General features: G+C 40.9%; 24 protein-coding genes and 2 riboswitches. Of the genes, 6 read left to right on the top strand and 18 right to left on the bottom strand.

Going from position 1 to position 25730, the window contains the following annotated elements:
- Positions 1 to 38: 38 nt before the first annotated feature.
- Positions 39 to 314 (bottom strand): YutD family protein, encoded by a 276-nt coding sequence (locus GN217_RS10850; RefSeq protein WP_156856704.1) that lies wholly within the window; start codon positions 312 to 314, stop codon positions 39 to 41.
- Positions 315 to 439: 125 nt separating this feature from the next.
- On the opposite strand from GN217_RS10850, the gene GN217_RS10845 reads away from it, so the two are divergent.
- Together GN217_RS10845 and GN217_RS10840 are read left to right on the top strand one after the other, a co-directional pair.
- Entirely contained in the window at positions 440 to 985 is a 546-nt protein-coding gene (locus tag GN217_RS10845) for a YhcN/YlaJ family sporulation lipoprotein (protein ID WP_198042638.1), read from the top strand.
- Positions 986 to 990: 5 nt separating this feature from the next.
- Entirely contained in the window at positions 991 to 1953 is a 963-nt protein-coding gene (locus tag GN217_RS10840) for a M23 family metallopeptidase (protein ID WP_232334408.1), read from the top strand.
- 39 nt (positions 1954 to 1992) lie between these two features.
- On the opposite strand, the gene GN217_RS10835 is transcribed toward GN217_RS10840, so the two are convergent.
- From GN217_RS10835 to GN217_RS10810, 6 genes are all read right to left on the bottom strand, one after another.
- Entirely contained in the window at positions 1993 to 2100 is a 108-nt protein-coding gene (locus GN217_RS10835; RefSeq protein ID WP_156856702.1) for a methionine/alanine import family NSS transporter small subunit, read from the bottom strand.
- The gene (locus GN217_RS10830; RefSeq protein ID WP_156856701.1) at positions 2100 to 3644 is read right to left on the bottom strand and encodes a sodium-dependent transporter; all 1545 of its coding nucleotides are present in this window, start codon (positions 3642 to 3644) and stop codon (positions 2100 to 2102) included. Before GN217_RS10830 ends, GN217_RS10835 begins: the two co-directional genes overlap by 1 nt.
- Positions 3645 to 3882: 238 nt before the next feature.
- Positions 3883 to 5436 carry a Na+/H+ antiporter NhaC family protein gene (locus GN217_RS10825; RefSeq protein ID WP_156856700.1) on the bottom strand — a complete coding sequence of 518 codons (1554 nt, stop codon included), beginning with the start codon at positions 5434 to 5436 and terminating at the stop codon, positions 3883 to 3885.
- Positions 5437 to 5573: 137 nt separating this feature from the next.
- A riboswitch (Lysine riboswitch) is annotated at positions 5574 to 5749 on the bottom strand.
- A gap of 42 nt (positions 5750 to 5791) precedes the next feature.
- Positions 5792 to 6571: a sporulation protein YunB gene (gene yunB / locus GN217_RS10820; protein ID WP_156856699.1), complete on the bottom strand. Its 780-nt coding sequence runs from the start codon at positions 6569 to 6571 to the stop codon at positions 5792 to 5794.
- Positions 6572 to 6629: 58 nt separating this feature from the next.
- Positions 6630 to 6938 carry a YunC family protein gene (locus GN217_RS10815; RefSeq protein ID WP_156856698.1) on the bottom strand — a complete coding sequence of 103 codons (309 nt, stop codon included), beginning with the start codon at positions 6936 to 6938 and terminating at the stop codon, positions 6630 to 6632.
- Between the two features lie 68 nt (positions 6939 to 7006).
- Positions 7007 to 8410 (bottom strand): bifunctional metallophosphatase/5'-nucleotidase, encoded by a 1404-nt coding sequence (locus tag GN217_RS10810; RefSeq protein WP_156856697.1) that lies wholly within the window; start codon positions 8408 to 8410, stop codon positions 7007 to 7009.
- Between the two features lie 177 nt (positions 8411 to 8587).
- A riboswitch (SAM riboswitch) is annotated at positions 8588 to 8699 on the top strand.
- Positions 8700 to 8775: 76 nt separating this feature from the next.
- Here GN217_RS10810 and GN217_RS10805 point away from each other — a divergent pair.
- Together GN217_RS10805 and GN217_RS10800 are read left to right on the top strand one after the other, a co-directional pair.
- A complete protein-coding gene (locus GN217_RS10805; protein ID WP_156856696.1) occupies positions 8776 to 9906 on the top strand; it encodes a methionine biosynthesis PLP-dependent protein in 1131 nt (376 codons plus the stop codon).
- Between the two features lie 452 nt (positions 9907 to 10358).
- Positions 10359 to 10634: a YqhV family protein gene (locus GN217_RS10800; RefSeq protein ID WP_156856695.1), complete on the top strand. Its 276-nt coding sequence runs from the start codon at positions 10359 to 10361 to the stop codon at positions 10632 to 10634.
- On the opposite strand, the gene GN217_RS10795 is transcribed toward GN217_RS10800, so the two are convergent.
- Genes GN217_RS10795 through GN217_RS10785 form a run of 3 tightly spaced genes read right to left on the bottom strand, consistent with a single transcriptional unit; the run spans position 10605 to position 13163 of the window.
- A complete protein-coding gene (locus GN217_RS10795; protein WP_156856694.1) occupies positions 10605 to 11405 on the bottom strand; it encodes an ATP-binding cassette domain-containing protein in 801 nt (266 codons plus the stop codon). The genes GN217_RS10800 and GN217_RS10795 overlap by 30 nt on opposite strands.
- 25 nt (positions 11406 to 11430) lie before the next feature.
- Positions 11431 to 12195 (bottom strand): aliphatic sulfonate ABC transporter permease SsuC, encoded by a 765-nt coding sequence (gene ssuC / locus GN217_RS10790; RefSeq protein ID WP_156856693.1) that lies wholly within the window; start codon positions 12193 to 12195, stop codon positions 11431 to 11433.
- A 20-nt stretch (positions 12196 to 12215) separates the two neighbouring features.
- Positions 12216 to 13163, bottom strand: a complete 948-nt coding sequence (locus GN217_RS10785) for an aliphatic sulfonate ABC transporter substrate-binding protein (protein WP_232334407.1) — start codon at positions 13161 to 13163, stop codon at positions 12216 to 12218.
- 187 nt (positions 13164 to 13350) lie between these two features.
- Between GN217_RS10785 and GN217_RS10780 the strand changes: the two genes are divergently transcribed.
- Entirely contained in the window at positions 13351 to 13842 is a 492-nt protein-coding gene (locus GN217_RS10780) for a DUF3231 family protein (RefSeq protein ID WP_156856692.1), read from the top strand.
- Between the two features lie 40 nt (positions 13843 to 13882).
- On the top strand, positions 13883 to 15097 hold the full coding sequence (locus GN217_RS10775; RefSeq protein ID WP_156856755.1) for an MFS transporter: 1215 nt from the start codon (positions 13883 to 13885) through the stop codon (positions 15095 to 15097).
- A 1-nt stretch (position 15098) separates the two neighbouring features.
- Here GN217_RS10775 and GN217_RS10770 read toward each other — a convergent pair whose 3' ends face one another.
- From GN217_RS10770 to sufC, 8 genes are all read right to left on the bottom strand, one after another.
- The gene (locus GN217_RS10770) at positions 15099 to 15713 is read right to left on the bottom strand and encodes a YitT family protein (RefSeq protein ID WP_229782725.1); all 615 of its coding nucleotides are present in this window, start codon (positions 15711 to 15713) and stop codon (positions 15099 to 15101) included.
- A 77-nt stretch (positions 15714 to 15790) separates the two neighbouring features.
- Entirely contained in the window at positions 15791 to 16468 is a 678-nt protein-coding gene (locus GN217_RS10765; RefSeq protein WP_188858244.1) for a YqjF family protein, read from the bottom strand.
- 562 nt (positions 16469 to 17030) lie between these two features.
- Positions 17031 to 19427, bottom strand: a complete 2397-nt coding sequence (locus GN217_RS10760) for a YhgE/Pip domain-containing protein (RefSeq protein WP_156856690.1) — start codon at positions 19425 to 19427, stop codon at positions 17031 to 17033.
- A gap of 655 nt (positions 19428 to 20082) precedes the next feature.
- On the bottom strand, positions 20083 to 21480 hold the full coding sequence (gene sufB / locus GN217_RS10755; protein ID WP_156856689.1) for a Fe-S cluster assembly protein SufB: 1398 nt from the start codon (positions 21478 to 21480) through the stop codon (positions 20083 to 20085).
- 34 nt (positions 21481 to 21514) lie between these two features.
- The gene (gene sufU / locus GN217_RS10750) at positions 21515 to 21949 is read right to left on the bottom strand and encodes a Fe-S cluster assembly sulfur transfer protein SufU (RefSeq protein WP_156856688.1); all 435 of its coding nucleotides are present in this window, start codon (positions 21947 to 21949) and stop codon (positions 21515 to 21517) included.
- A complete protein-coding gene (locus GN217_RS10745; RefSeq protein WP_156856687.1) occupies positions 21939 to 23159 on the bottom strand; it encodes a cysteine desulfurase in 1221 nt (406 codons plus the stop codon). The genes sufU and GN217_RS10745 overlap by 11 nt, the downstream gene beginning before the upstream one ends.
- Positions 23159 to 24472 carry a Fe-S cluster assembly protein SufD gene (gene sufD / locus GN217_RS10740; RefSeq protein WP_156856686.1) on the bottom strand — a complete coding sequence of 438 codons (1314 nt, stop codon included), beginning with the start codon at positions 24470 to 24472 and terminating at the stop codon, positions 23159 to 23161. Before sufD ends, GN217_RS10745 begins: the two co-directional genes overlap by 1 nt.
- A gap of 17 nt (positions 24473 to 24489) precedes the next feature.
- On the bottom strand, positions 24490 to 25275 hold the full coding sequence (sufC, locus tag GN217_RS10735; protein ID WP_156856685.1) for a Fe-S cluster assembly ATPase SufC: 786 nt from the start codon (positions 25273 to 25275) through the stop codon (positions 24490 to 24492).
- Between the last annotated feature and the right edge of the window lie 455 nt (positions 25276 to 25730).

The following is a 25730-nucleotide window of genomic DNA, read 5'->3' as shown; positions in this document are numbered from 1 at the left end:
TCTTAGAATGAGAAAGGAGTTTTTCACGTGCCATTTATTTATTTCGTAACTTTTTTCAGGACAAAATAAGCACATCCAAAATTACAATGCTCCAATAAATAATCCTCTATAGCGCTGAACTTGGAATCAATTGGCGCTTTTGCATTCCGATCATGGTAAAATCCCTTCATCCGTAACTGTTCATAGCCCCAGTCACCGACAATATAGTCATATTTCCCTAATATTTCCGCATACCGATCCCGGATTGCATCTTCCTGAAAACCCTCTTTTATATTTTTCACTAACTCATAATGCTTGCCACCTAGTTCAATCACTTGTTACACCCCCTGTTTTACCTTCCATTAGTTTACCATATGCACATCAGAAGTGAAATATTTGCATGTATGTTTTCCCATCTTTAAACCAAACTAAATCACAAATAGAATTAAGGAGAGAAACCATGAAGAAATTCATTCTAATCCATGCATTGCTTGGAATCGTACTCTATCTCGGTGGTTGCGGCCAAACGGAAAACACTAATGAACAATTGGAAATACTGAATCCCAATAATCGTGGGGAGGCGGTGAATGAAGAGCGTCGGGCCAAGTTGGGCTATGTCAGATATACGAAAGAGGATCTCGCTGTACAAGATGATAACAACGAAATCAACTTTGATCGAGAACAATTAGCAGATATGATTACGAGAACAATCCTCCAAAGCGGCAATTTCAATGAAGCAGCTTCCCTCGTTACAGATAAGGAGGTTATCATAGCCTTTGAGAAAAGTGATAATCTCGATGCAAATCTAGCCGCAGAGATTGCAGGTAAGACTGCTCGTTCACTACTTCCAAGTTTCTATAAAATATATACAACCGATGAACCTAATCATATGGATGTTATCCATAGCCTGCATAGAGAGCAGATGAATAATAAAGACGATCTCCAAGTAATCGAACGAGTTATTGAGGAAATCAAAGCAGATCATGACGAACAAGATTGGAGGTAATAAGCTTGTTCTCCAAACGACTCACGATATATAGCTTTATCTTCTTCCTATTTTGCTTAAGTGGGTCAGTAATTCAGGCGGAGGAAGCTTCAATTCATACAGAACGAATGGCCCTATACCGGAAGACGGAAGCAATCTCGCACATACCTTGGTATTATTTCGCTGCCATTGACAATTACGAACGGAATAAGGAAACGGCTACTGAAGATGAGCCACTTATTTCCATTACATTTGATGAAGACAGCTGGTATGGGATAGGAAACTATCCGAAAAATTCAAATCCAGATATTATCAAGTTATTTAATGGTATCGGATTGGATGGAAACGGCGATGGCTTGGCAAGTCCTGAACAAGAAGAAGATGTTCTCTATACACTTGCTATGTTGTTGCTTCAAGAAGGTCCTACAAGGGATGATATTAAAATTGGATTATGGAAGCTTTATGAACGTGACTTAACGGTTAAATCAATTATGAACACCGCCAAAGTTTTCCAAACATTTAATGAAATCAATTTGACAGACCGGGATTTTCCCGTGGATATAAATTATAATTACAGTTACCGGAATACGTGGGGAGATAGGCGCGGATACGGCGGGCTTCGGATTCATGAAGGTACAGACATTTTCGCAGACTATGGAACGCCGATCAAGTCCACAACATATGGAGTTGTAGAAATTATGGGTTGGAACCGATTTGGCGGCTGGCGGATAGGGATACGCGACATTTATAATATTTATCATTATTACGCTCATTTGAGTGGCTTTAACGATGCCATTGAAATCGGAACAGTCGTACAGCCGGGTGATGTTCTTGGCAGTGTCGGGTCAAGTGGATATGGCCCACCAGGTACGTCCGGTAAATTCCCGCCCCATTTGCATTACGGCATGTACAAAGACGACGGCTATAAAGAATGGTCCTTTGACCCTTATCCTTATTTAAGAAGATGGGAACAGATGGCGAAAAACTAAAGAGGTTGGAAGAGCGCTTGCTCTCCAACCTCTTTAGTTTTAATTCGTTTTTCCTTTATCACGGAATGCGTGCCATATACTTGCCACTAATCCTCCCCAAAGAATAATAATTCCAATAATCATCACTATGATTGCTGAAGCACTCATTATCTTGCCTCCTCGTCGTCATAATAGTTCTCATCTTTGTTAATTTCAACGTTTGCCTTCCATTTCTTCAAGGAGAGTAGTATCCCAATTATCAGTGCTGCTGCAGCAACAACCCAGCCTCCAAAGAATATGAACGTATCCGTATACCCTTCATAGTTCCCGGTAGGATTATCAAATAATTTCAGCAGATTTTGCTTGAATAAACCAAACATCATATACCCCATCACAATTGGTGTAATAACCGCTAAACTAATCGTCCACCACGAACCAAGCTGAATGTCTGAAATAGGGTTTGCATGGTCTTTAAACGTTTTCAACTTCCGTAAAATCCATGCAATCAGGACAACTTCCACTAATCCAAGTAAAGCAACACCGAATTGGTTAATGAAGTAATCAACAACATCAAGGAAGAATAAACCGCCTTGAGAAGCATAGAGCAAGGAAACAATCGCTGCAACCCCTCCACCAAAGAGGACAGCTTTCTTCCGGGATACATTGAATTTATCCACCATTCCCGCAACATAGGTTTCTGTAATTGATAAGAGTGAGGTTAAACCAGCCAATGTCAAAGATATAAAAAACAGGAGTCCAAATAGTTCATTCATGGCAGGAAACTCATTAATAATCGCTGGAAAAGCAACAAACGCAAGTCCAACTCCACCATCAACAACTTCATCAATGGACACCCCGGCCTGTGTTGCCATAAATCCAAGAATACCGAATACACCAATCCCGGCTAATAATTCAAATCCGGAATTCCCAAATCCTACAATGAATGCATTGTTCGTAATGTCTGATTTTCTCGATAGATAACTGGAATAAGTGATCATTATAGCAAATGCGATGGATAAACTGAAGAAAATTTGTCCGTATGCAGCAATCCAAACATCAGGAGAAAAAAATTGACTAAAATCAGGTCTAAAAAAAGCATCCAATCCACTTAACGCTCCAGGCAATGTCACTGCACGTACTACAATGATGAGAAACACAATGACAAGTGCTGGAATAAAAATTCGATTAGCCAGTTCAATACCTTTACTAACTCCGCGGTACAACACGAACAAGACAAGCGCCCAAACAATTAGCAGCGGGAATAGTACACCTGGAACCATACTTCCTATCTGACCTGGACTTTCAGCGAGCTTTAAATACTCACCGAATAAAAACCCTCCCGTATCATCCCCCCAAGCAAGAGATAATGAGAAATAGGAGTAAGAAATTGCCCATGCAATAATGACAGAGTAGTAAGTCGAAATGATAAATGCAACAAGCACGCCCCACCAACCGATAAATTCAGTTTTCTTATTCATTCTCCTGAACGTTAACGGTGCAGAACCCCGATAGCGGTGCCCCATTGTGAACTCCATAATGAGAATGGGAATCCCAGCTGTTAACAGCGCAAATAAATACGGGATGAAAAATGCACCACCACCGTTTTCATACGCTACTGCTGGAAACCGCCAAATATTCCCCAAACCAATCGCCGATCCAACTGCCGCTAAAATAAAACCAGCCCTTGTTCCCCACTCTGAACGTTCCTTCATTTTTGTACCCTCCTTTTTCACTACGATTATGAGTGCTAGTATATCATTTTTATAATATTCTCACATTTATATCCATATCCCACCTCCATTCTTATACAACATGATGTATTCTTATAGATATTGCGATACCTTCCTATTTAGACGTATTTTCAATTAAAAAAGCATATCCCTTTTCATATAGAAAAAGGATATGCTTTTTAACGGTCTGTAATCCCCCCACTGAATGAGTTTCACTTTATTAGGCTTCTCTCATTGTATTATTGCGGTGGATGATAAATCCGATAATTACAATCAGTCCTAATGTAATGATTAGTGGCAGAACTATCATATCCAACACACCCATCAACAGGAATCCTAACGCCGACACACCAGCAGCAAGCAGTGCATATGGCAGCTGCGTTAAAACGTGATCAATATGATTTGCACCCGCTCCTGTTGCAGAAAGAATGGTCGTGTCAGATATCGGTGAACAATGGTCCCCAAACACGGACCCAGCTAGTACAGCTCCAAGTGTTGGAAGTAATAGAACAGGGTCAATCACCATCACAACTTCAGCACCAATAGCAAGCATAATGGTAAATGTTCCCCAAGAAGTACCGGTTGCGAGTGCCATTAAACCGGAAATAATAAAGAACAACACAGGTAAGTACATCGAACTAACATTTGCTCCATGAAGCAACTCTGCTAAATATGTTCCCGTTTCAAGGGATGAAATAATCGATCCGATCATCCATGCGAGTATTAGTATATAAATCGCAGGCAACATCGATTTCATTCCTTGGACAAAAATATTCCCAATGTTTGCTTTTGGCGGATCATGCATCACATGTAGAATAAGTCCAAGCAAGACCGCAATTGCTCCCCCAATCAAGAGAGACTGATTCACGTCAGTATTAGCAAACATAGAAAGGATGGTTACCTTACCTTCTGTTGCGATTGCACCTGTAATTAGCATCATTGATACAGTCGCTACGACAAGCACAACAATGGGTAAAATCAGATGATAGACTTTTCCTTTTGGATGGGCCTCAACCGTATCACCTAAGTCACCAGGGACCTTACTATTAGTTGGATCGATCAATTCGCCTGTTTTCATTGCGCGCTTCTCATGTACCCGCATCTTTCCGATATCCATTTTCAAATAAGAAACAAGGAACACAAGTAAGATTGCTGACAAGGCGTATAAATTCATTGGAATCATTTTAATGAAAGCTTCCATTGGCTGAATACCCGTGATACCATTTGCTACAAAAATGGAGCTTAACAACCCAATAATAAATGCACCCCAACTGGAGATTGGCGAAAGCACAGTCATTGGAGCAGCAGTAGAGTCAATCAAATAGGCCAATTTCGCACGGGATATGTTGTGCCGATCTGTTACCGGCCTGGCAATTTGTCCAACTGCTAAACTGGCAAAGTAATCATCGATAAAAATAATAACACCGAGAACTCCTGTCATTAACTTTGCACCTGTACGAGTCTTTACATGTTTTAACATCCATTCTCCAAACGCCCGACTACCACCGGATCCTTGAAGAAAGGCCGTCATAATTCCCAATAAGAGCAGGAATGCAAGTAAGAATAGATTATCAACGTTAAGGGAACCATCTACCACAAATATTTCATAGAATACGAGCCATACCTCCTGCAAGGAATCTAGTATGTTGAATTCATGTATGAAAAAAGCACCCAAAACAATTCCTGCCCCTAAAGAAAGCAGAATCCGTTTCGTGACAATGACGAGCACGAGCATTACAAGTGCAGGAATAAGGGAATAAAAAGTACCTACCATTTCGTCTTTCCTCCATTTTAAAAATTTCATAGCATAGAGTACAAGTTGAACGAATGGAAGGTACATATTCACATAAAAAAACAATGATAGAAAATAACCCATCATTGTTTCTTTAACAATATACGTTATCCTCCATTTCGATCAGTAGTTCTCCATGCAATGTATTAGCATGACAGTATGCCCCTTATTCAAAGACATACCAGCAAATAATAAGTTGACGCTTATTACGCTTCGGCAAACAATCCTTTCACTAACATTCAACGTTGTCATTCTCCTGTTGGCTACTCATATTACTCGCACCTCTACCTCACCGATCAAAAAGGCGACTATTCAATTCTGAACCTACTATACTAGATTATTCCGCATTCTGCAAGTCCCGGCCGATTTCATTCCTTGGAACGGCAATCGATGGACCGGAATTGCCTCCATAAAAATCAGGTACATCTCCAAGTATTGCACCCCCATCAATATAGATTTCTGCAGTTACTGTCGTCACTTCCGAAGTGAATGGAATAATGACTTGTACATCTGCTTCCACATCCAAATAAAAGGAAATCCATACTCCATTTATTCCGAATTCCGTTTGCTCCCTTGTAATATCCGTTCGTACTGTTCCAATCACTTCCAAATTAATCGGTACTTTCGGTCCGAGATTAGCTAAAACGGTGTTTCCGGTAACTTGCCCTAAAGGAATTTCAACCAACGTAGGATCATTCATGATACGATCCGTTGCCCCTTCCTCAAACTCGAAAGGTTCTTCGTCTTCATAAAATATCGGGTCTCCCCGATTTAAGCGCTGAAAATATTCCTCCACCCGGTTGGTCGCATTTCGGTTTATTTCAGCAATTGTCGCTGCATCCGGGGAGTAGGCAGCAACATTCCCATTTTTATCATATGTAATATTCGCTATATCGGAAAAATCATAGTCCTCCGTGAAACTAACTGCACGATTAATTGCCCGGGTAGCGAACTCATTCGTCTTTTCCGTTGCAATCTCCATTAACGTTGGCTTAATTCCCTTATCGATAACCATAATGCTCACAAGAATCGATATCGTAAAGATAATGACTGTAAGTATCAATATGATTTGCGCTGGAGGTGAGCCAAATTTTCTAGGGATACGTCTCTTCCGCATGTAAAAACCCCCTCACATCATGCTTATGCAACGATGCAAGGGGTTAGACGTGCTAAACTTATGAAATAAGAAGAAGAGCCTCCCTTCCCGTCATTCCTTCTCTCCAGCCGTATTCTTTCGATGCATCCGTAATTTTCTCGAGTGGAGCAGCGAGTAATTGGTCAATCGTCCGCACGCCTATCGCTCTCCCTGCAATTACCTCCCTTTCCCGCAACTTCGGAATCTCATTGAAAATATCCACATCCAGTGCAGCACACATAATATAGCCGACTTCGTTTGAAACCGTGAGTAATGTCGTCTTTGGCAGTTCGACACTTACTGCTGTGAACTGCATCCCTTCAATTTCAATTGGATTAACAGTAATCATCTCCGGATGCCTCCTTTAGTTACATAATAAAGTATGCAAAAGCAGGCTCCTCTGTCACAATCGGCATCTTAAGGCTGCGGTGTTTTATTTCTTAACGTATCGAGTAATAAGTCCCTTAAAAATTCAGGTAGGAAGTATTGTTTCATTTCTGATTTGGCAATTTCAGGGAGAAGGCGACCGAAAGTAAATGTATCGGCAGTAGCAATGCGATATGTTTTCTGCTTTTCCACAGCTGAACCATCACGGAACGTTACCCCTGTCACTGCTTCCGTTCCGTTCGCCCGTAGTGTCGTAGATATGGATAACCCAGCAAAAAGCATTCTGCCAATGACTTTCCCGCGGAAACCGAATCCTTTCAATTGAATCTCCATGAAATCTTTCTTCAAGGAAGCACGGATCACTTCAATCAATTCATCTCCCCTCAAATGCACGACAACTGGGTTGATCGGATGCGGACAAATCCGGTGGATATCACCGTAAGTGACCATTCCTTTTGGCAAGCCGTCAAGCAGAAGTCCAGCATTCAACAAAGATGCATCAGCATCCGTCCATTTCCGTACTGTTTCCGTCAAATCTTGCATCATCGGCACATCGCTAAACCAATCCGCTTGAAACCCTTCTTCTAGATAAACAACTTCTGTTCCCAATATTCCAGAAGCTTCTTTTTCCAATTCAGTAAGCAGCCCTCTCGTATCTTCATCTTCGGGATAGCTTGATACATCTGTTGTATAAGCCTCTTTATGGATGAGCTCCTTTTTATCATGATCATATGTTAAGATAACTTCGCCAACATACATACAATGCTTGCCAGCAGCAGTGAGAAGACTGTTGTTCACATATTCACCGGTCCGCAACAGATGGTGAGTATGCCCTCCAATAATAACGTCGATATCCGGGAATTTCCGCGCAATCGCTTCATCTTCACTAATTCCTAAATGGGATAGAAGAATGATAATATCCGCTTCTTTCTTTAAAGAGGCCAGCTGTTTTTCCAACTCTTCAAAGGGGGAAGTTAGGTACCAGCCGAGTAGCCCGTAAAAAGCATTGAACGGAGCAGTAAGCCCGATCATTCCGATCCTTAGTCCCGATTCCGTCTGGATAATTCGAGTATCGTGCAGCCATGCAGGTGGATTATGTTCTTTATGCTTCAAGTTCGCACAGACAACTTCAAATTCCGCCCCGTCGTATAAATGATATAAATCATCATGGGATAGTGTAATCCCTTCGTTGTTCCCAAGTGTGATGACATCATAACCGACCTCGTTTAAAAGCTTCACATTCGCCTTTCCCATCGAAGCCTCCGATATTGGATGAACACGGTCCATATGGTCACCAACATCAACTAAATAATGGGCTTCCTCCCGAGCGATACGATTCTTTTTCATATCCTTTAAATAGCCAGCTGTCCGCGGCCACTGGCTGAAATCACTATGCAAATCATTTGTATAATAAAAATAAAGTTTTTCCTTCATAAATATTGCTCCTTAGCCTAAACCGTCCATAATCAAATGGATTCCTATAAGAAACTATATCAGCGATTCTTCCTGATGCAAACTATTTTGCATATTCATTATGTATTCTTTATTTCTCTTGCATTTTCTGAATAGCTGTACTATTATATATTCAATCATTAAAAACTTCATAATTTTTTCTTATCAAGAGAGACGGAGGGATTTGGCCCAATGAAGTCTCAGCAACCAGCTTAAATACGTGAGCCCGGTGCTAATTCCAATTGACGGCCTGCCGTCTTGAAGATAAGAAGAGCGTACTTGTGTAGATACCGGGACCTTCTTCTTATAGAAGGTCTCTTTTTTATTACGAAGAATAGGGTGATAAGATGACAAAACAAAAGATTGAAAGTCGTTTAGTCCAATTAGGAAATCGATCGGATAAAAAAACGGGAGCAGTAAGTACACCGATTTACTTAACTACTGCCTATGAACATCAGGGTCTCGGTGAATCAACCGGATACGATTATAGCAGAACGAAAAATCCGACGCGAGAGATCCTGGAAAAGGGCATTGCCGATTTGGAAAATGGCTATGCAGGATTCGCCTGCAGTTCCGGAATGGCTGCCATTCAACTTGTATTATCCTTGTTTAAATCTGGGGCTTCCTTATTGTTTTCAGCGGATGTGTACGGTGGAACCTATCGTTTATTAAAGCAATATGAGGAAAAATACAATATAAAGGCATGCTATTCCGAGTTCGCATCGGTCGCTGCTGTAGAGGCATTGATTACGGAAAGTACAAAAGCTATCTTCATTGAGACTCCGACGAACCCGCTCATGGAGACAATTGATATCCCAACATATGCCGAACTCGCTAAAGAACATGATTTATTACTCATTGTCGATAACACTTTTTTAACACCTTATTTACAGCAGCCACTAGAGCTCGGTGCCGATATCGTCATTCATAGTGCAACGAAATATATTGGCGGCCATAATGATGTATTGGCGGGATTAGTCGTCGCAAAAGATGAAGATATTTCAGAACTCCTTGCAACGAATCATAATTCTTCTGGGGCAGTGCTTTCCCCTGCCGATTCTTTTTTAATTGTTCGAGGGATGAAGACACTTGGACTGCGCATGAAACGTCATGAGGAGAATGCGAAGAAAATAGTGGAATATTTAAATGTGCACGATGCAGTCGAGAATGTTCTATATCCAGGAGTTGGCGGGATGCTTTCGTTCCGTTTACAGGATGAAGCTTTAATTAATCCATTTTTACAAAATCTGCAGCTGATCACCTTTGCAGAAAGCCTAGGTGGTGTCGAAAGCTTTATTACATATCCGACCACACAGACCCATGCCGATATTCCGCTGGATGAGCGGGAAAGTCGCGGGGTCGATGACCGCCTCTTACGCTTTTCTGTTGGAATTGAGCATATTGATGATCTCATTTTAGATCTTGATACGGTTTTTGAAAAAATCCAGGCAGCTACTGTTTTTGGATTAAATAAATGAAAGTGGGATATAACACTAGAGATAAACCCTACAAATCATAATAACGCTCCCGAAATTTACTAAGTGCGTTTGGAGACTGCATCGGTCGCTGTGTCTCATTAAGATTTCTCCCTCTGCAGCAGTCTCTGCATAGTCGAAGCTGGTAAGAAGGTTTGTTTGAAGTGGTCCTATCTTTATCTGCAGAAAATACCTATCTTTTAAGAGAATCCCCTTAAAAGATAGGTATTTAAATTAATAAAAATTGCTTTTAATGCAGTTTTAATATTATTTTGCAGCGAGTTGTAAGGTCATCGGAAGAATACAGATCTCTTTCATATATAAAGGCATAAACCCCTTCTTTCATCTTTTGCATACATACTTCCCTTTTTAAGCTTGTAATTTTTCATACAGTCCTTTTTTGGACTGGCCGGGCATATATTTAAAAATAAACATATTTTTGCAGGGGGAGTACGATGTTTAGTCTATTGGAAAAGGCTGTTCTGTCTATAGCCTTATTACGGATTTTTTCCGGTTCGATCGAAATATTTGCGGCATTTTTAATGATTAAATTTAATGAGATAGAAAAAACTTTAATCATTAATAGTTCACTCGCTTTTGTCGGCCCCCTTATCCTCCTGCTCACTACTGCAATTGGGATAATCGGGATGTCCACAAAAATATCCTTTAGTAAATTCCTGTGGATTTTTCTTGGCGTTGCTCTAATTATTTACGGAATTAAGAAGGGATAGTGATTTTTCATGAAACGGTTGTGTATATTCTTTTTCTGTTCTTTTATTCATAATTCTTGTAAGGATTTCTTCTACATACATACCAAAGGTCGGGTTTGTTCGTTTTCTTGGCCGTGCCAACGCAATGTTTTGGTTTAACGCTATCCTCCCATCCTCTATTAATATCACCCTGTCCGCTATTGCAACTGCTTCTTCTACATCATGTGTAACAAGAATTGCTGTAAATTTCTTTTCTGTCCATAATGTTTCAATCAGTTCTTGCATTTCTAACCTTGTTAGCGCATCAAGTGCGCCTAGAGGTTCATCTAGTAGAAGTAAATTTGGCTCATGAACCAATGCTCTTGCTAAAGCAACCCGCTGTTTTTGACCACCGGAAAGCATGGAAGGAAAGTCATTTGCTCTATCTTCCAGCCCCACTTGGGTGAGGGATTCTAAAGCTTTCTTTTGCTGATCGCCAGGGAGTCCGATACAGACATTATCAATTACCCGCTTCCACGGAAGCAACCTGCCATCTTGAAACATCATTCGGGCCTTTTTATTTAGACCTTGTAATCGCTCCTCATTCAATTGAATCGAACCAGCCTTGGCATCTTCTAGGCCTGCAACAAGGCGGAGGAATGTACTTTTCCCGCAACCACTTTTCCCTACAATCGCAACAAATTCTCCTGCCTTTATATTTACGTTTACCCCATTTAATACTTCGCGCTTACCATAACTTTTTTCAAGGCTATTGATTTGAACGTTTACGCCATTTCGTTGTAACGATAGCAAATCAACTCCCCCCCTTTAATATTCTTCATGTATTCCATTTTAATAACCTTCCTTCGAGATACCTCGCAATAACATCAGACACCTTCCCAAACACTGCATAAATGAGAATACTTAAGACGATAATATCCATTTGCATAAACTCTCTAGCATTCATAGCCATATAGCCAATCCCCGATTGAGCAGAGATTGTTTCCGCGACGATTAGTGTTAACCACATCACTCCAAGGGAAAATCTAATTCCAACTAAAATGGAAGATAGTGCACCTGGTAAAATGACATGAAAAAATAGTTTGTAGCCTTTTAATCCATAAGACTCACCCATTTCAATTAATCGCTTATCAACCGATTTAATTCCGTGATACGTATTAATATAAACGGGAAACAACACCCCCAAAGCTACGAGAAATATTTTTGATGTTTCCCCTATCCCAAACCAAAAAATCACAAGCGGAATCAAAGCCAAATGCGGGATGTTCCGCAACATTTGAATGGATGTATCAAACAGTAAATCGGAAATGCGAAATACGCCATTTAGTAAACCAAGCATAAAACCGATTGATCCACCGATGATAAAGCCAACTGCTGCTCTTGTTAAGCTAATGGACATATGGTCATACAATTCCCCGTTTCCTAGTAGAAGAATTGCCGCTTCGATGATTTGTGTTGGGGCAGGTATTATTCTTTCTGAAAGAATGCCTGTAATGGACATAAGTTGCCAAACAATGATTAACGAGCATGGAATAAGCCAAGGCAATAGGCTTCTTGTTGATGTTCGCTTATTTCCTTTCATATCAATACCCCCATCTTCCGTTACTCCGTTGTTTCCCTAACCTTTATGGACTTTGGTATAATATCCAGTTGGTAAAAAATGCCTGCAATTTCCTGTTGTTCTTCCATGATCTCTTCTGACAAATCTTCTACACCATACGTTCTCCGTTCAATCATCATGCGAATAGCCGCTTCATCGATTCCCAATATAGGTACTAACATATCAACTAACTCATCAGGATTTTCGTTAGCCCATCTTGATGATGCGGCAACTTCCTCTATAATTATTTCAATGACTTCAGGATACTTCTCCTTAAAGGTTTCGGTAGCTACAAAAAAATCTCTATCTGTTGTTAAACCTTCCCCATCAATAAGAAGTCTGCCATTTGATTCAAGCTCAGTCGATGCCACGTACGGGTCCCATACAACCATTGCATCAATCGTACCTTGTTCAAAAGCAACCCGGGCATCTCCTGGAGTAAGATATGCCGATGTTATATCATCCAACGTGAGACCTGCTGTTTCTAATGCTTTAATTAACAGGTAATGGGAACTTGATCCTTTTGAAAAACCTATTCTTTTCCCTTTTAAATCTTCAAGTTTCGTGATATCAGAATCGTTAGGTACTAAAATACCACTTCCCTTATATTTGGAAAATCCTGCAGCAACATAGGTAAATGAAGTGTCAGCAGCTTGAGCAAAGATAACGGGTGTATTTCCGGTTCTGCCAAAATCGATTGCTTCCGCATTTAACGCCTCAACAAGTAGCGGACCCGCCTGAAACTCCTTCCATTCAACTTTAAACCCTTGTTTTTCCAGACGTTCATCTAACGTACCTAAGGATTTTAATAAAAGCAGGGGACCATTTTTCTGATATCCAATCCGAACGATCTCTTCATCTTGATCCAAACTGGTAATCGTCCCTGTACTGTTGCAGCCTGCAATGACAAGTAAAACGATAAAAAAAGCAAGTAACATCAATTTCCTCACAATAGCTACCATCCTTTATAATTATATTTCTGATGTTAGCCTATGAACAAAAAATATCTAGGTTACTGTCTATTTCAATTCTTCATTACATGTCGCTACGCCTAACAGGGGCTGCCTATTTTGTTCATTTCTTGGATAATATCCGAAGCGAAGAGAGAAACTATACAGGATTAAAAGGAGGGTTAGTATGACTACAAAGAAACAAGATGAACCATTCCATTCAGGTGAGGTGTACCATTTATGGAATTATTTATATCATACGAAGCATCTGCTCGTTACGATGCAAGTGCTTATTAATCATGCAGGAGATCATGATTTAAAAACATATTGCGAAGACTTTGTTGAAAGCTGTCTCATTCAGGAAGAACAGCAAGTCGAAGGGATTTTAAAAGAAGCTGGCATCCGCTTGCCACCGGCACCTCCGGACAGACCTAATGTAGATGTGGAAGATATTCCCGCCGGTGCAAGATTTAATGATGCGGAAATCTTCAACCTTATTCAGAGGGAACTGGTGTCGACGAGGGCTGACAGCAGTTATGTGACAGGAATCGCTTTAAACGAAGACATCCGTTCCATGTTCAGTGACTTCCATGGCCAACAAGAGGAATATGAACAGAAAATAATAGATATAGCAAGAGAAAAAGGATGGCTCGTCCTTCCGCCAATCAATATCAAATAAGCGCAAGGAGTGCACAACGTTGAAAAAAACGAACAATGGAATGACAATACTAGCCGTCGGATCTGTTCCACTCATGATGACTCTTGGGAATTCCATGTTAATTCCTATTCTTCCGGAGATGAAATCTTCGCTCGACTTATCCCAGCTCCAAGTTAGTTTGACAATTACCGTATTTTCAATTGCAGCAGCAATCATGATTCCGATTGTCGGTTATCTGTCCGATCGCTATTCTCGGAAAATCATTATGTTACCATCGCTCATCCTCTTTGCAAGCGGTGCTTTGCTTGCTGGACTTGCAGCTGCACTATTTGATTCCTATGGATGGATTCTTGTCGGCCGGACGATACAAGGTATTGGAGCAGCTGGCAGTGCCCCGATAGCTATGGCGCTGATTGGTGATTTATTCAAAGGTGGCGAACGCAGCCGGGTTCTCGGAATATTCGAAGCTTCCAATGGGCTAGGTAAAGTACTATCGCCGATAATTGGCTCGCTATTCGCTTTAATTGTCTGGTATGCCGTGTTCTTCGCTTTTCCGGTTCTAAGCATCATAGCGGCAATTTTAGTTTGGATTTTTGTAAAAGAGAAGAAAAATCGCCAATCTCCTCCTCCATTTCGCAAGTATGCACGAGGGCTTCTCAGCGTGTTTAAACACGAAGGTAGATGGCTGTTCACTGCTTATCTTGCGGGAGGCACTTGTTTATTTACACTATTTGGGATTCTCTTTTATTTATCGGATGTTCTAGAGACAACGTATCAAATTGACGGTGTACGAAAAGGACTTATCTTAGCAATTCCACTTCTCGTCATGGTGAGTACGTCTTATCTGACGGGGAGTAAGATTGGAAATAACTTGGTCCGCATGAAGCGCTTTTCCGTCATTGGACTGCTGTTTATGACGGTATCTTATAGTTCGCTTATCTGGCTTGAGAGTCTCGTTCCCTTTTTAATAGGACTTGCTTTAAGCAGTATCGGAGCCGGACTTACTTTACCGTGTGTGAACAGTTTAATTACTGGAGCAGTCGGTAAAGAACGCAGAGGCTTCGTTTCGTCCTTGTACGGTTCCGTTCGTTTTCTTGGTGTCGCTCTCGGACCACCCATATTCACACGGTTAATGGACTGGTCCAGAACTGGCATGTTCACAACCATCGCTGCTTTCACTTTCCTCGTTGCTTTGCTCGTTCTCTTTCTTATTCATGTAAAAGGAAAAGACGGGAAGAAGGATCCGAAGAAAGCTTTCCGCTATACGTATGTATAAGCTACTTCTTTCGCCAATCAAGCGAATAGGACTCATTCATTGTAAACTGGAATTGAACAATGATATTAACAATCCTCGTGGCAATCCACTGACTGATGAAGGCGAGGATGATTATTTTCCAGTCGATCAACAAAGCAGCGAATAAAAAGATACAACTATTGATCCAAAATAAAGAACGGCCGGGCAGGAAACCATATTTCCTTGCTAAGATTAGAGCAATGACACCAATACCACCATTGGAAACATTTTGGCGCATCAGGATTCCAATCCCGATCCCTAAAAATATTGAACCAACAATAAGATCAAAGAAGAGCGATCGGTTCGGAATTGTAACATGCTCAAAGAAGGTTACAGTTATAGAAGTCATTGTAATTGCAAGCACGGTCCAGCTTGCAAAACGTTTCCCTAATATATAAAGTCCGAGTAACAGGAGCGAAAAATTGATCACCCAAAGTGCAGTTCCCATGCTCATTCCAAATAAATAATTAAAAAGAACGGTAATCCCGCCCGCTCCCCCTGAAGGAATATATTGCGGGAAGAGAAACAGCCCCATAGCAAAGCCCTGTATTGCCCCACCGGCAAGTACAAGCGTATTCTTTATAAAGATTTCTTTCACGCTGCCCCTCCTTTGAATTTGGACATGTACTATAGCTTATTCTTATTTAGGTCCAATGATGAAAAAGGGGCAGTTTTTTATAGTTCTTCTATTTTCCTCACGCACCAGGAATACACCTTCTTCTTTGCGGCGTAATGGAATACCGGATTACCAGCCTCTTCTATTCCTAGAAAATCGGGCAACATATTCTGTTTGGAAAGAATCACTTCTGCTTCTTGTAATTTCCATGGTTCATGGTAGATATCACCTTTATAAAGAGAGCTGTTTCGCTCCGACCAGAATATATACCTTTCCACAAGCCAGTAGGCAAGACTCGATGCACTCGGTTTATATTCACCAGTAACCGGTCGATACTTTCCAGTAAAACCGATCGATGATTTTCCCTTGCGCTTACTTGTAAAATTTATCCAGTTCCGTTCTTTCTTCATATGGATACCCGCATAATGATATGGCGCATGAAATATCCGCCCTCCCAGAACAGTTAGCCACTGATTCGCATCAAGGCTGAAAAAATAAACTCCTGCTTCTCCATTTCTTTTTACATATGTGCGTACGTTCAATTCCAATAAGGAATGGAAATAAGGAAGTCGCGGAGTAAAATGGAGACGCATATCGGTTATTGCAAATGGGACAATCGAAATCCAAGCCTTTCCATTATAGGTATCAAGTTCTAAGCCCTGCGGAATTTGTTCGCGTAGAATGTCTGCTGGAACAGGTAGGTGCATGAACAAAAGATCATTCCATGTTTGCGTCATTACCCAGATACCCTTGCGTAATTCAAGAATGATTTTCACCTCCATCCTTATAGCTAATCAATTTGTTACTCCTATTCTGCCCGAAAAAACAAAGGCGTAAGCGCCCTTGCAGGTTAAAAACGCGACGTCCTGTCGCAACACCTGCACTAGCACATCCTGTGCGTCGTAGCAACGTACAAACTGTGCCTCCCAGGACGGGAGGTAGTTCGATGTTGCCCCATACGTGAGCGAACTTAATCGAACTTCCCCTTTACGGAATGAGATAAAGGAAACATGCCCCTTTAGGGTAGACGTGAGTTGGGCCTTGGCCCGTTCTTAGTCGGCCTTCCTTTTCTCTTTGAGTTGATGCCCGCTTTCACCACAAGGGTATAAGGGCGACTAAGCCTCACAAAGACCGCTCGGCAAGTCTTCTTTATCGATTGGAGGAGTGTGAAGTTTGATAGTTGCTGGGCGCAGAGCGGACGTGGCTAGCCCTGGATATCTAAGTTATGCACAACATTTATATTTTATAGGACGCTATGCAATGAGGAAAAACCCGCCACTAAAAATGGCGGGTTTTTCATTATAAAATAACTTTACTTTCACGTGCTTCTTCTAAGAACTTATCGCTTCGTTTATTTATTGTTTCTTTTAGTTTAATACCGATAAACAAGAAGATGATCATAAAACCGACAAGCCAAGCGATATGGGTGAGCACGACGGACCAAACAATTCCACCTGTCGCTTCCCTTAACAAGCCCAATCCATGCGTAAACGGCATAAACTTGTGGATTGTTTGGAAGAATTGCGGTGTTGTCTGGATTGGGAAGGTACCCCCCGACGCTCCGAGTTGCATAACGAGCAAGATAATCGCAATCACTTTGCCCGTATTTCCAAAGACGGAGACAAATGTATAAATAATCACCATAAACACTGTACTGATCAGAAAAGCAAATAGAACGTATAGGAATTTGTGTACAACGAATGTTTCAAGCAAGAACAAATTACCGCAAGTGACAACTAAAGCCTGTACCAGTCCAATCAACCAAAATGTTATAAATCTGCCGAAATATGCTTCATAGCCCTTGTATTTATGCTTATTCGGTACGTCAACAATCAAAGTAGAAACGAGGATCAGCCCCCCAACCCAGAGGGAGAGTGTCGTAAAGAACGGAGCCATGCCTGATCCATAGTTCGGAATTGGGAATAATTTGTGTTCCTGAAGAATGATTGGATCTGCGAAGAATTCTTCCTTTGCGTTCGGATCATTCCGTAGAAAGTCAATCAGTTCTTCGAGATCTCCTTTAGCTTCTAATTCCCTCGTTTTCTTCGCTAAACTAAATAATTTCTCTTTCGCTTCAGGAAAAACAGATTGAATTTTGTCCAACTCTTTTTTTCCTGTACCGATTCCTGCATCAACTTTATTTAAAATTTCCTCTACTTTCGGAAAGTAGGAAGTGACTTTTTCTATTTTTTTATCTGCTTCATGAATTGCATTTCGGGCCGTGTTCATTTCTTTATTGTAGGTTGGCATTAAATCTTGATCGATAAATGTTAATAAATCATTAATGGTTGTATTAATTCGTAAAGCGTGTTCCTCTATATAATCTAATACGTCGGCTAGTTTTGCTTTCCCTTCCTTAGCTGCAGTAATTTTTGCAAGCACTTCATCTTTGAATTGTCTTAGATCTTCTTCATAACCCGCAACCTTATCAACTCCGTCAAGGAAAATACCATCTGCAATAGATTCTTCAACTTGTTTACTTGCCTCGATTGCATGCTGAATTGCTGCTTGTCTAGCTTCGATAATTTCTACCATCGCTTTTAACTGCTCTAAAGACTTCTCATCTTCACTTGGTGCATCTTCCCCGTTATCTGGTGCATTTTCGATGACATCAATCGTAGCCAGCAGATCTTGTTTCGCTTTTTCGAGCCGTTCATTGTCTTCTTCTAATTGGGCAACAAGATTGGCGATTTGGTTGCCGTTGGTTGCTTCTTCATCCGCATTTTTCAACGCTTCTTCCAATAACTGCAGGACTTCGATTCCTTGATCGATTTTTCCTGTGCTATTTTCTATTTTTGTTACAACTTCATCAAAAGAATCTTCTTTCTCGGATATTTGACTAATTACCCCTGGAACTTCTTTGATAACTTTTTGTGCTGTTGTTAAATCATTTTTAACAATGGGAACATATTCGTCTACATACTTATCAGTTTCATTAAGAATCTCCTTAGCTCTTTCACTAAGTGCCTGAACTTGTACACTCACTTCTTCTGCTTTCTTAACACCTTCATGCGCTTTTTCGCTCGCATCTTCCGCTTTGTCTAAATCATCTCCCGCAACACCTAAAAGTCGCTCAATTTCAGGCATGTCTTCTTCTAACTGATAGATGGCATCCCTTAAGCGTTCAATGCTTTCTTTGTTCGCTTCCAGTTCAATTCCGGCTTCATTGAATGCTGTAAAAATCGCTTCATTGGCAACTTTAATAAATCCTTGATGGACACTTTCCACAATACCAGTTGCCCCTGCATTCGTAATTTTCGGAGCAATGGCGTTCACTTTCTCATTAATATAATAATCCAATACAGGCTTTTCGGGTTTATCATCCAGAACGCTCGTTAATTTCTCGGAGAAATTAGACGGAATCGTAATAGACGCATAATAATCCGCTTTTTCAAGACCTTCTTTCGCTTCCTTTTCATCAACAAATTGCCAGCCTAGCTTCTTATTATCCTTTAAGTTTGTAACAACCTCATCCCCGACATTGACCGTTTCTCCTTCTACCTCCGCGCCCTCATCCAGGTTCACAACTGCTACCGCAACATTCTCCGTGTTGGCATATGGATCCCACGAAGGTAAAATGTTGAACCACGCATACATGGAAGGTAAAATCATTAGAGCTACAATCACGATGATTGCAGCACGTTTCTTCCGTATATTATTTAAATCTGTTTTAAAAATATCCCATATATTCTTCATAACTTAATCATCATCCTAATAGTGTAATTTCCTTCGACATTCTCCATCATACTAAAATACACTATTTACTTGAAAAACTCCACAATTTTAGCGGGTACAGTACAAAAAAAGCTTATTCAGAACATGCCATTACAAGTAACTCAAGTTATTATCATCTTTTTATTTATAATTTCCCGTACAACAATAGAGTAAGCACACCATTTTCTACTTATCATACGGAGTCACTCACTTTTGCAACTTTTCCAGTGGGCCTTTTCATTACTATTCCCTGCTCTACTTCTTACTATCCATAAGCTTGGCTTGTCCATCACAGACTTACCTAAGGTTTACCACGGAGTAGAGACAGTAAGACCTCCTCGGGTCATGCCACCGAACTTTCCCCCGAAACCAGCCTTCATAACTAATGGAATCCGTATCCATTATGGGATATTCCCTTCTTGTGCAAGGTTATCCGCTTCTACCAGCATGGGTTTGGTTTTGATGTCGCCTGTCCCTTCAAACCCTCCGACATTGCCCCACGACCACGCACTGCTGCTTTTCAGCTAGACACTTTCGCCACAACGACGTGTTAGAGGCTATCAGCGATTAGTTCGATGTGCTGCCAAACGCACAAAAAACCCGCCACATATCTGTGACGGGGATGTTTTATTTAAAATTATCCGATAGAGCCTTCCATTTCGAATTTGATCAGTCTATTCATTTCAACTGCATATTCCATTGGAAGTTCTTTTGTGAATGGTTCGATGAAGCCCATAACAATCATTTCTGTTGCTTCGAATTCATCTAAGCCACGACTCATTAAATAGAATAATTGTTCTTCGGAAACTTTGGATACTTTCGCTTCATGCTCAAGTGAGATATTGTCATTTAAGATTTCATTGTATGGAATTGTGTCAGATGTAGACTCATTGTCCATAATCAATGTATCGCACTCGATATTCGCACGTGCTCCGTCCGCTTTACGTCCGAAGTGAACAAGTCCAAGATAAGAAACTTTACCACCATTACGGGAAATGGACTTCGATACAATCGTTGAAGATGTATTCGGTGCTAAGTGATGCATTTTTGCACCAGCATGCTGTAATTGTCCTTTACCAGCTAGCGCAATCGATAGTGTATTACCTCTTGCTCCTTCACCTTTCAAGAGAATAGAAGGATATTTCATCGTTAATTTCGATCCTAAGTTACCATCAATCCATTCCATTGTTCCGTTCGCATCTACAGTTGCACGTTTCGTAACAAGGTTATAAACGTTGCTGGACCAGTTCTGGATTGTAGTATAACGACAGTATGCATCTTTCTTAACGATGATTTCAACTACTGCACTATGCAAGGATGCTGATGAATAAGTTGGTGCTGTACATCCTTCCACATAGTGAACAGATGCATCTTCATCAACAATGATTAGCGTACGTTCAAACTGTCCCATATTTTCCGTGTTAATACGGAAATATGCTTGCAACGGCGTTGAGCTTTTGACTCCTTTTGGAACATAAATGAAGGAACCGCCGGACCATACTGCAGAGTTCAGAGCGGCAAACTTGTTATCGGAATATGGCACTACTGTACCGAAATACTCTTTAAATAATTCTTCATTCTCCTGCAAAGCAGTATCTGTATCTGTGAAAATGATTCCTAATTCTTGAAGATCTTCCTTCAGACTCTGATAAACTACTTCAGACTCATACTGAGCAGATACACCAGCAAGATACTTCTGCTCTGCTTCAGGAATTCCAAGTCTGTCAAATGTCTGTTTAATTTCTGTTGGAACCTCATCCCAAGTTCTACCTTGTTTCTCCGATGGTTTTACATAATAGATGATCTCATCAAAATCAAGTCCTGATAAGTCACCGCCCCATTGCGGCATTGGACGTGCATAGAAATGCTCCAACGCTTTCAAGCGGTAATCTAGCATCCATTGTGGTTCTTCTTTCATTTTGGAGATTTCCTCAACGACTTTTCGAGTTAATCCTCTCTCCGTACGGAAAACCGATACGTCTTTGTCACGGAAACCATATCTATAATCTCCTATTTCAGGCATATTCCTAGCCATAGTTGTAACCCTCCTTCAGATATTTCAAAACACCTTATCCCTGATCATGGACACCTTTTTCAAGAGCTTTCCAGGCCAATGTTGCACATTTAATCCGGGCCGGGAATTTGGATACACCTTGAAGGGCTTGAATATCCCCTAATTCAAAGCCATCAGTATCGATTTCTTTTCCAAGCATCATATCAGAGAAAAGTTCAGACATCGCAAGTGCTTCGTCAACCTTTTTCCCTTTAATTGCCTGGGTCATCATCGATGCGGATGACATGCTGATGGAGCAGCCTTCTCCTTCAAAGCGGGCATCTTTTACAATGCCATCTTCAAGCTGCAGTTGCAGTTCAATCCGGTCTCCACAAGTAGGATTGTTCATATCAACGGTAAGAGAATCACCCTCAATTAATCCGCGGTTCTTCGGATTTTTATAGTGATCCATGATTACTTGTCTGTAAAGCGTATCTAAATTATAAGACATCACCAAAATACTCCTTCGCTTTTAACAGTCCTTCGACGAGACGGTCTACATCTTCCTCTGTATTATACAGATAGAAACTTGCTCTAGCTGTTGCCGTAACGTCTAACCATTTCATCAGCGGCTGTGCGCAGTGGTGACCTGCACGAACTGCAATTCCTTCCGCATCGAGTACGGTTGCCGTATCATGCGGATGAACCTCTCCTAAATTAAAGGTTACAAGGGCAGCACGCTCTTTTGGACCATAAATTGTAATCCCATTCACTTCACGCAACTTATCTATTGCGTATGCCGCCAATTTTTTCTCATGTTCTAAAATATTATCTAAACCAACTTCATTTAGAAAATCGATTGCGGCTCCGAGACCAATTGCACCAGCAATGATTGGAGTACCAGCTTCGAATTTCCATGGCAGTTCTTTCCAAGTAGAATCATAAAGGTTAACGAAATCAATCATTTCCCCACCGAATTCTACCGGTTCCATGTTCACTAGAAGTTCGCGTTTCCCATATAATACACCAATTCCAGTTGGGGCGCACATTTTATGCCCAGAAAATGCATAAAAATCTACATCGAGATCTTGTACATCCACTTGCATATGTGGCGCACCCTGGGCTCCGTCAACGACAATAACTGCATTATTTTCATGTGCAATCTTTGTAATCTCTTTGATCGGATTGATTGTTCCAAGAACATTCGAAACATGAGCGATAGCGACAACTTTTGTGTTTGGAGTAATTGTTTCCCGAGCGTCTTCCAGTGACACGGTGCCGTCCTCTTGTAACGGAATATATTTCAAAGTTGCACCAGTAGCTTTAGCTGCCTGTTGCCAAGGAATAATGTTACTATGATGCTCCATCGGCGTGATAACAATTTCATCGCCTTCCTTTAAATTGGCACGCGCATAGCTCCAAGCTATTGTGTTAATAGCGGTTGTAGTTCCGCGGGTAAAAATAACTTCGGCAGTACTTTTAGCATTAATGAAAGCTCTTACCTTTTCACGTGCTCCTTCGTACTGATCGGTAGCACGTGTTCCTAGAGTATGCACGCCGCGGTGAACGTTAGAGTTCGTCTCCCGGTAGTACTTGGCCACAGCTTCTATCACAGAAACGGGCTTCTGTGAAGTAGCTGAGGAATCCAGGTATACGAGCGGGTGTCCATTCACCTCTTGACCCAGAATCGGAAACTGTTCTTTAATGGCGCTTACGTCCATTAGTTGATTTTCCTTTCGATCACTTGTGTTAATTGTTTTTTCACAGATTCAATCGGAAGCTGGGAAACAACAGGATCAAGGAATCCATGAATTAACAGACGTTGCGCTTCCTCTTCAGTCAACCCACGGCTCTTCAAGTAGTATACTTGCAATGGATCAACACGACCTACTGAAGCTGCGTGTCCTGCTGTAACGTCATCCTCATCGATAAGCAAAATAGGGTTAGCGTCACCTCGAGCTTTTTCACTTAACATAAGTACGCGAGACTCCTGTTCAGAGTTTGCTTTCGTTCCACCATGCTCAATCTTACCAATCGCGTTAAGGATTGCTGTAGAACCTTCCGTCATTACACCACGTTGTAAAATGAAACCATCGGAAGCTTTTCCGTCATGGTGCATAACAGAAGTAAAGTTTTGTGTCTGTTTTCCACGGCCAACCGATACAGCTTTCGCTTGGGAAGTGGAGTTATCACCGACTAGGCGAGTGACGTTTTCTGAAACGGTATTTCCGTCGTTCATTTGTCCTAATGCCCAATCAATTGTTGCGTCACGGCTTGCGATACCACGGCGGTTCACATATGTTGTAGTTGCAGCTGCAAAGTTATCAACTGCGCCGTATGCAACTTTAGCACCGTCGAGTGCATATACTTCCGTTACGATGTTGGCAACCGTTTCATATTCTTCATTATGGGAAAGATAGTTTTCCACATATGTGATGGAACTGTTTTTATCCACAACAACAAGTACATGGTTCACGAGTGTGATTTCTGGGTCTTCTTGCCAGAAAATGGATTGAATTGGTGTTTCAATTTGCAAGTTTTCAGGTATATAAAGGAATACACCACCATTAACAAGGGCGGCATGAAGTGCAGTCAGCTTATGCTCGCTAACAGCAACACCATCTTCCGTCATGAAATACTTTTGAACGAGATCCGCATGTTCACGGATAGCAGTATGGATGTCAGTGAAGATGACACCTTTTTCTTTTAATTCATTATTCAATGCAGCGTAAGCAACAGAATGATTACGCTGAATGATCAAGTTTTCCGGTGCTTGCTTTTCATCAAAGAAATCACGTAATTCTTCCGGAAGGTCTTGAATGGAAGATACTGATTCACCAGTTTTGAAATCATGATTGAACTCTGTAAAGTTCCAATTTCTAATTGTTGTTTTATCAGGCTTTGGCATTTCCAAGCTTTCAGCCTGCTCTATCGCATCCAGGCGGAATTTCTGCATCCACTCTGGCTCATTTCTTTTCTTTGAAAACTGTTCAACATAAGCCTTATCAAATGACAGTTTTGTTTCCACAGTCATGATACTCCTCCTAACGTTTATGCATTTTGTTCGATTGTTTCGTCTTCGATACCTAACTCTTCTTTAATCCATTCGTAGCCTTCCGCTTCTAGACGCTTAGCTAACTCTGGACCACCAGATTTTACGACACGGCCTTGCATCATGACATGTACATAATCCGGTGTGATGTAGTTTAATAAACGTTGGTAGTGAGTAATGATTAATGTTCCGAAGTTCTCATCACGTAGTTTGTTAATACCTTTAGAAACTATTTTTAACGCGTCGATGTCAAGTCCTGAGTCAATTTCATCTAAAATACCGATTTCCGGTTTTAGTAGCATTAATTGAAGGATTTCGTTACGTTTCTTCTCCCCACCAGAGAATCCTTCGTTCAAGTAACGTGTAGCCATGCTCTTATCAATTTCAAGGAAATCAAGTGTTTCATCAAGTTCTTTAATGAATTCCATTAATGGAATCTCATCGCCTTCTTCACGTTTTGCATTAATTGCACTGCGTAAAAAGTCAGAAGTTGTTACACCGCTGATTTCACTTGGATATTGCATTGCTAGGAAAAGACCTGCTCTTGCGCGCTCATCTACTTCCATTTCTAATACGTCTTCACCATTAAACGTAATGCTTCCTTCTGTTATTTCATAAAGGGGATGCCCCATAATTGCTGATGCTAATGTAGATTTACCTGTTCCGTTCGGTCCCATGATTGCATGGAATTCCCCGCCCTTAATTGTAAGGTCTACACCTTTTAATATTTGTTTATCCTCAATGGAAACATGAAGATTTTTGATTTCTAAAACTGATCCTGACATAATCAATACCTCCAAATGCTTATTCTAGTTTTCCGAGATGAACTTGATATTCATTCTCAATCTATTCTCATTACAATCTTAAAGCATTTCAAATTAATTATCAACCCATTCGGTCTATTTGCAATAAGATTGTATATAAGCGCTTAAATCCAACGGACAGAAGCGTTCGCCATTATCGCCCTTTTTATTTTCTCGCCGAAAGTTACCCCTCCAATCCTCTTTGTTTATACATAAGAAAAACAGCATGATAACTGATCATCCCGTTTCTTCTATAATATATATCTAGTATACACTATATCTCGTTCTCATTTAACTGACAACCCCTGTGGTTAAAGCGTTTGTGTCAAGCTTTTCTCGGTACCCTCTTCACCCCAGTATTTCCGGCACTCTATAGTTGTACGCTTTTTCGGCTACCGCGCGAATGTCTTCGCTTGGTCCCCTGGCATTTTAAGTTA

This window comes from Oceanobacillus sp. AG (genome assembly GCF_009746545.1).
GTDB lineage: Bacteria > Bacillota > Bacilli > Bacillales > Amphibacillaceae > Oceanobacillus > Oceanobacillus indicireducens.
Note: the sequence above shows the minus strand (reverse complement) of the source record. Positions and strands in the feature narration are given on the sequence as shown.

Coding starts and splice junctions, on each gene's coding strand:
- GN217_RS10845 (WP_198042638.1), top strand. CDS start 440: ATGAAGAAATTCATTCTAATCCATGCATTGCTTGGAATCGTACTCTAT.
- GN217_RS10835 (WP_156856702.1), bottom strand. CDS start 2,100: ATGAGTGCTTCAGCAATCATAGTGATGATTATTGGAATTATTATTCTT.
- GN217_RS10830 (WP_156856701.1), bottom strand. CDS start 3,644: ATGAAGGAACGTTCAGAGTGGGGAACAAGGGCTGGTTTTATTTTAGCG.
- GN217_RS10825 (WP_156856700.1), bottom strand. CDS start 5,436: ATGGTAGGTACTTTTTATTCCCTTATTCCTGCACTTGTAATGCTCGTG.
- yunB (WP_156856699.1), bottom strand. CDS start 6,571: ATGCGGAAGAGACGTATCCCTAGAAAATTTGGCTCACCTCCAGCGCAA.
- GN217_RS10815 (WP_156856698.1), bottom strand. CDS start 6,938: ATGATTACTGTTAATCCAATTGAAATTGAAGGGATGCAGTTCACAGCA.
- GN217_RS10810 (WP_156856697.1), bottom strand. CDS start 8,410: ATGAAGGAAAAACTTTATTTTTATTATACAAATGATTTGCATAGTGAT.
- GN217_RS10805 (WP_156856696.1), top strand. CDS start 8,776: ATGACAAAACAAAAGATTGAAAGTCGTTTAGTCCAATTAGGAAATCGA.
- GN217_RS10800 (WP_156856695.1), top strand. CDS start 10,359: ATGTTTAGTCTATTGGAAAAGGCTGTTCTGTCTATAGCCTTATTACGG.
- ssuC (WP_156856693.1), bottom strand. CDS start 12,195: ATGAAAGGAAATAAGCGAACATCAACAAGAAGCCTATTGCCTTGGCTT.
- GN217_RS10780 (WP_156856692.1), top strand. CDS start 13,351: ATGACTACAAAGAAACAAGATGAACCATTCCATTCAGGTGAGGTGTAC.
- GN217_RS10775 (WP_156856755.1), top strand. CDS start 13,883: ATGACAATACTAGCCGTCGGATCTGTTCCACTCATGATGACTCTTGGG.
- GN217_RS10765 (WP_188858244.1), bottom strand. CDS start 16,468: ATGACGCAAACATGGAATGATCTTTTGTTCATGCACCTACCTGTTCCA.
- GN217_RS10760 (WP_156856690.1), bottom strand. CDS start 19,427: ATGAAGAATATATGGGATATTTTTAAAACAGATTTAAATAATATACGG.
- sufB (WP_156856689.1), bottom strand. CDS start 21,480: ATGGCTAGGAATATGCCTGAAATAGGAGATTATAGATATGGTTTCCGT.
- sufU (WP_156856688.1), bottom strand. CDS start 21,949: ATGTCTTATAATTTAGATACGCTTTACAGACAAGTAATCATGGATCAC.
- GN217_RS10745 (WP_156856687.1), bottom strand. CDS start 23,159: ATGGACGTAAGCGCCATTAAAGAACAGTTTCCGATTCTGGGTCAAGAG.
- sufD (WP_156856686.1), bottom strand. CDS start 24,472: ATGACTGTGGAAACAAAACTGTCATTTGATAAGGCTTATGTTGAACAG.
- sufC (WP_156856685.1), bottom strand. CDS start 25,275: ATGTCAGGATCAGTTTTAGAAATCAAAAATCTTCATGTTTCCATTGAG.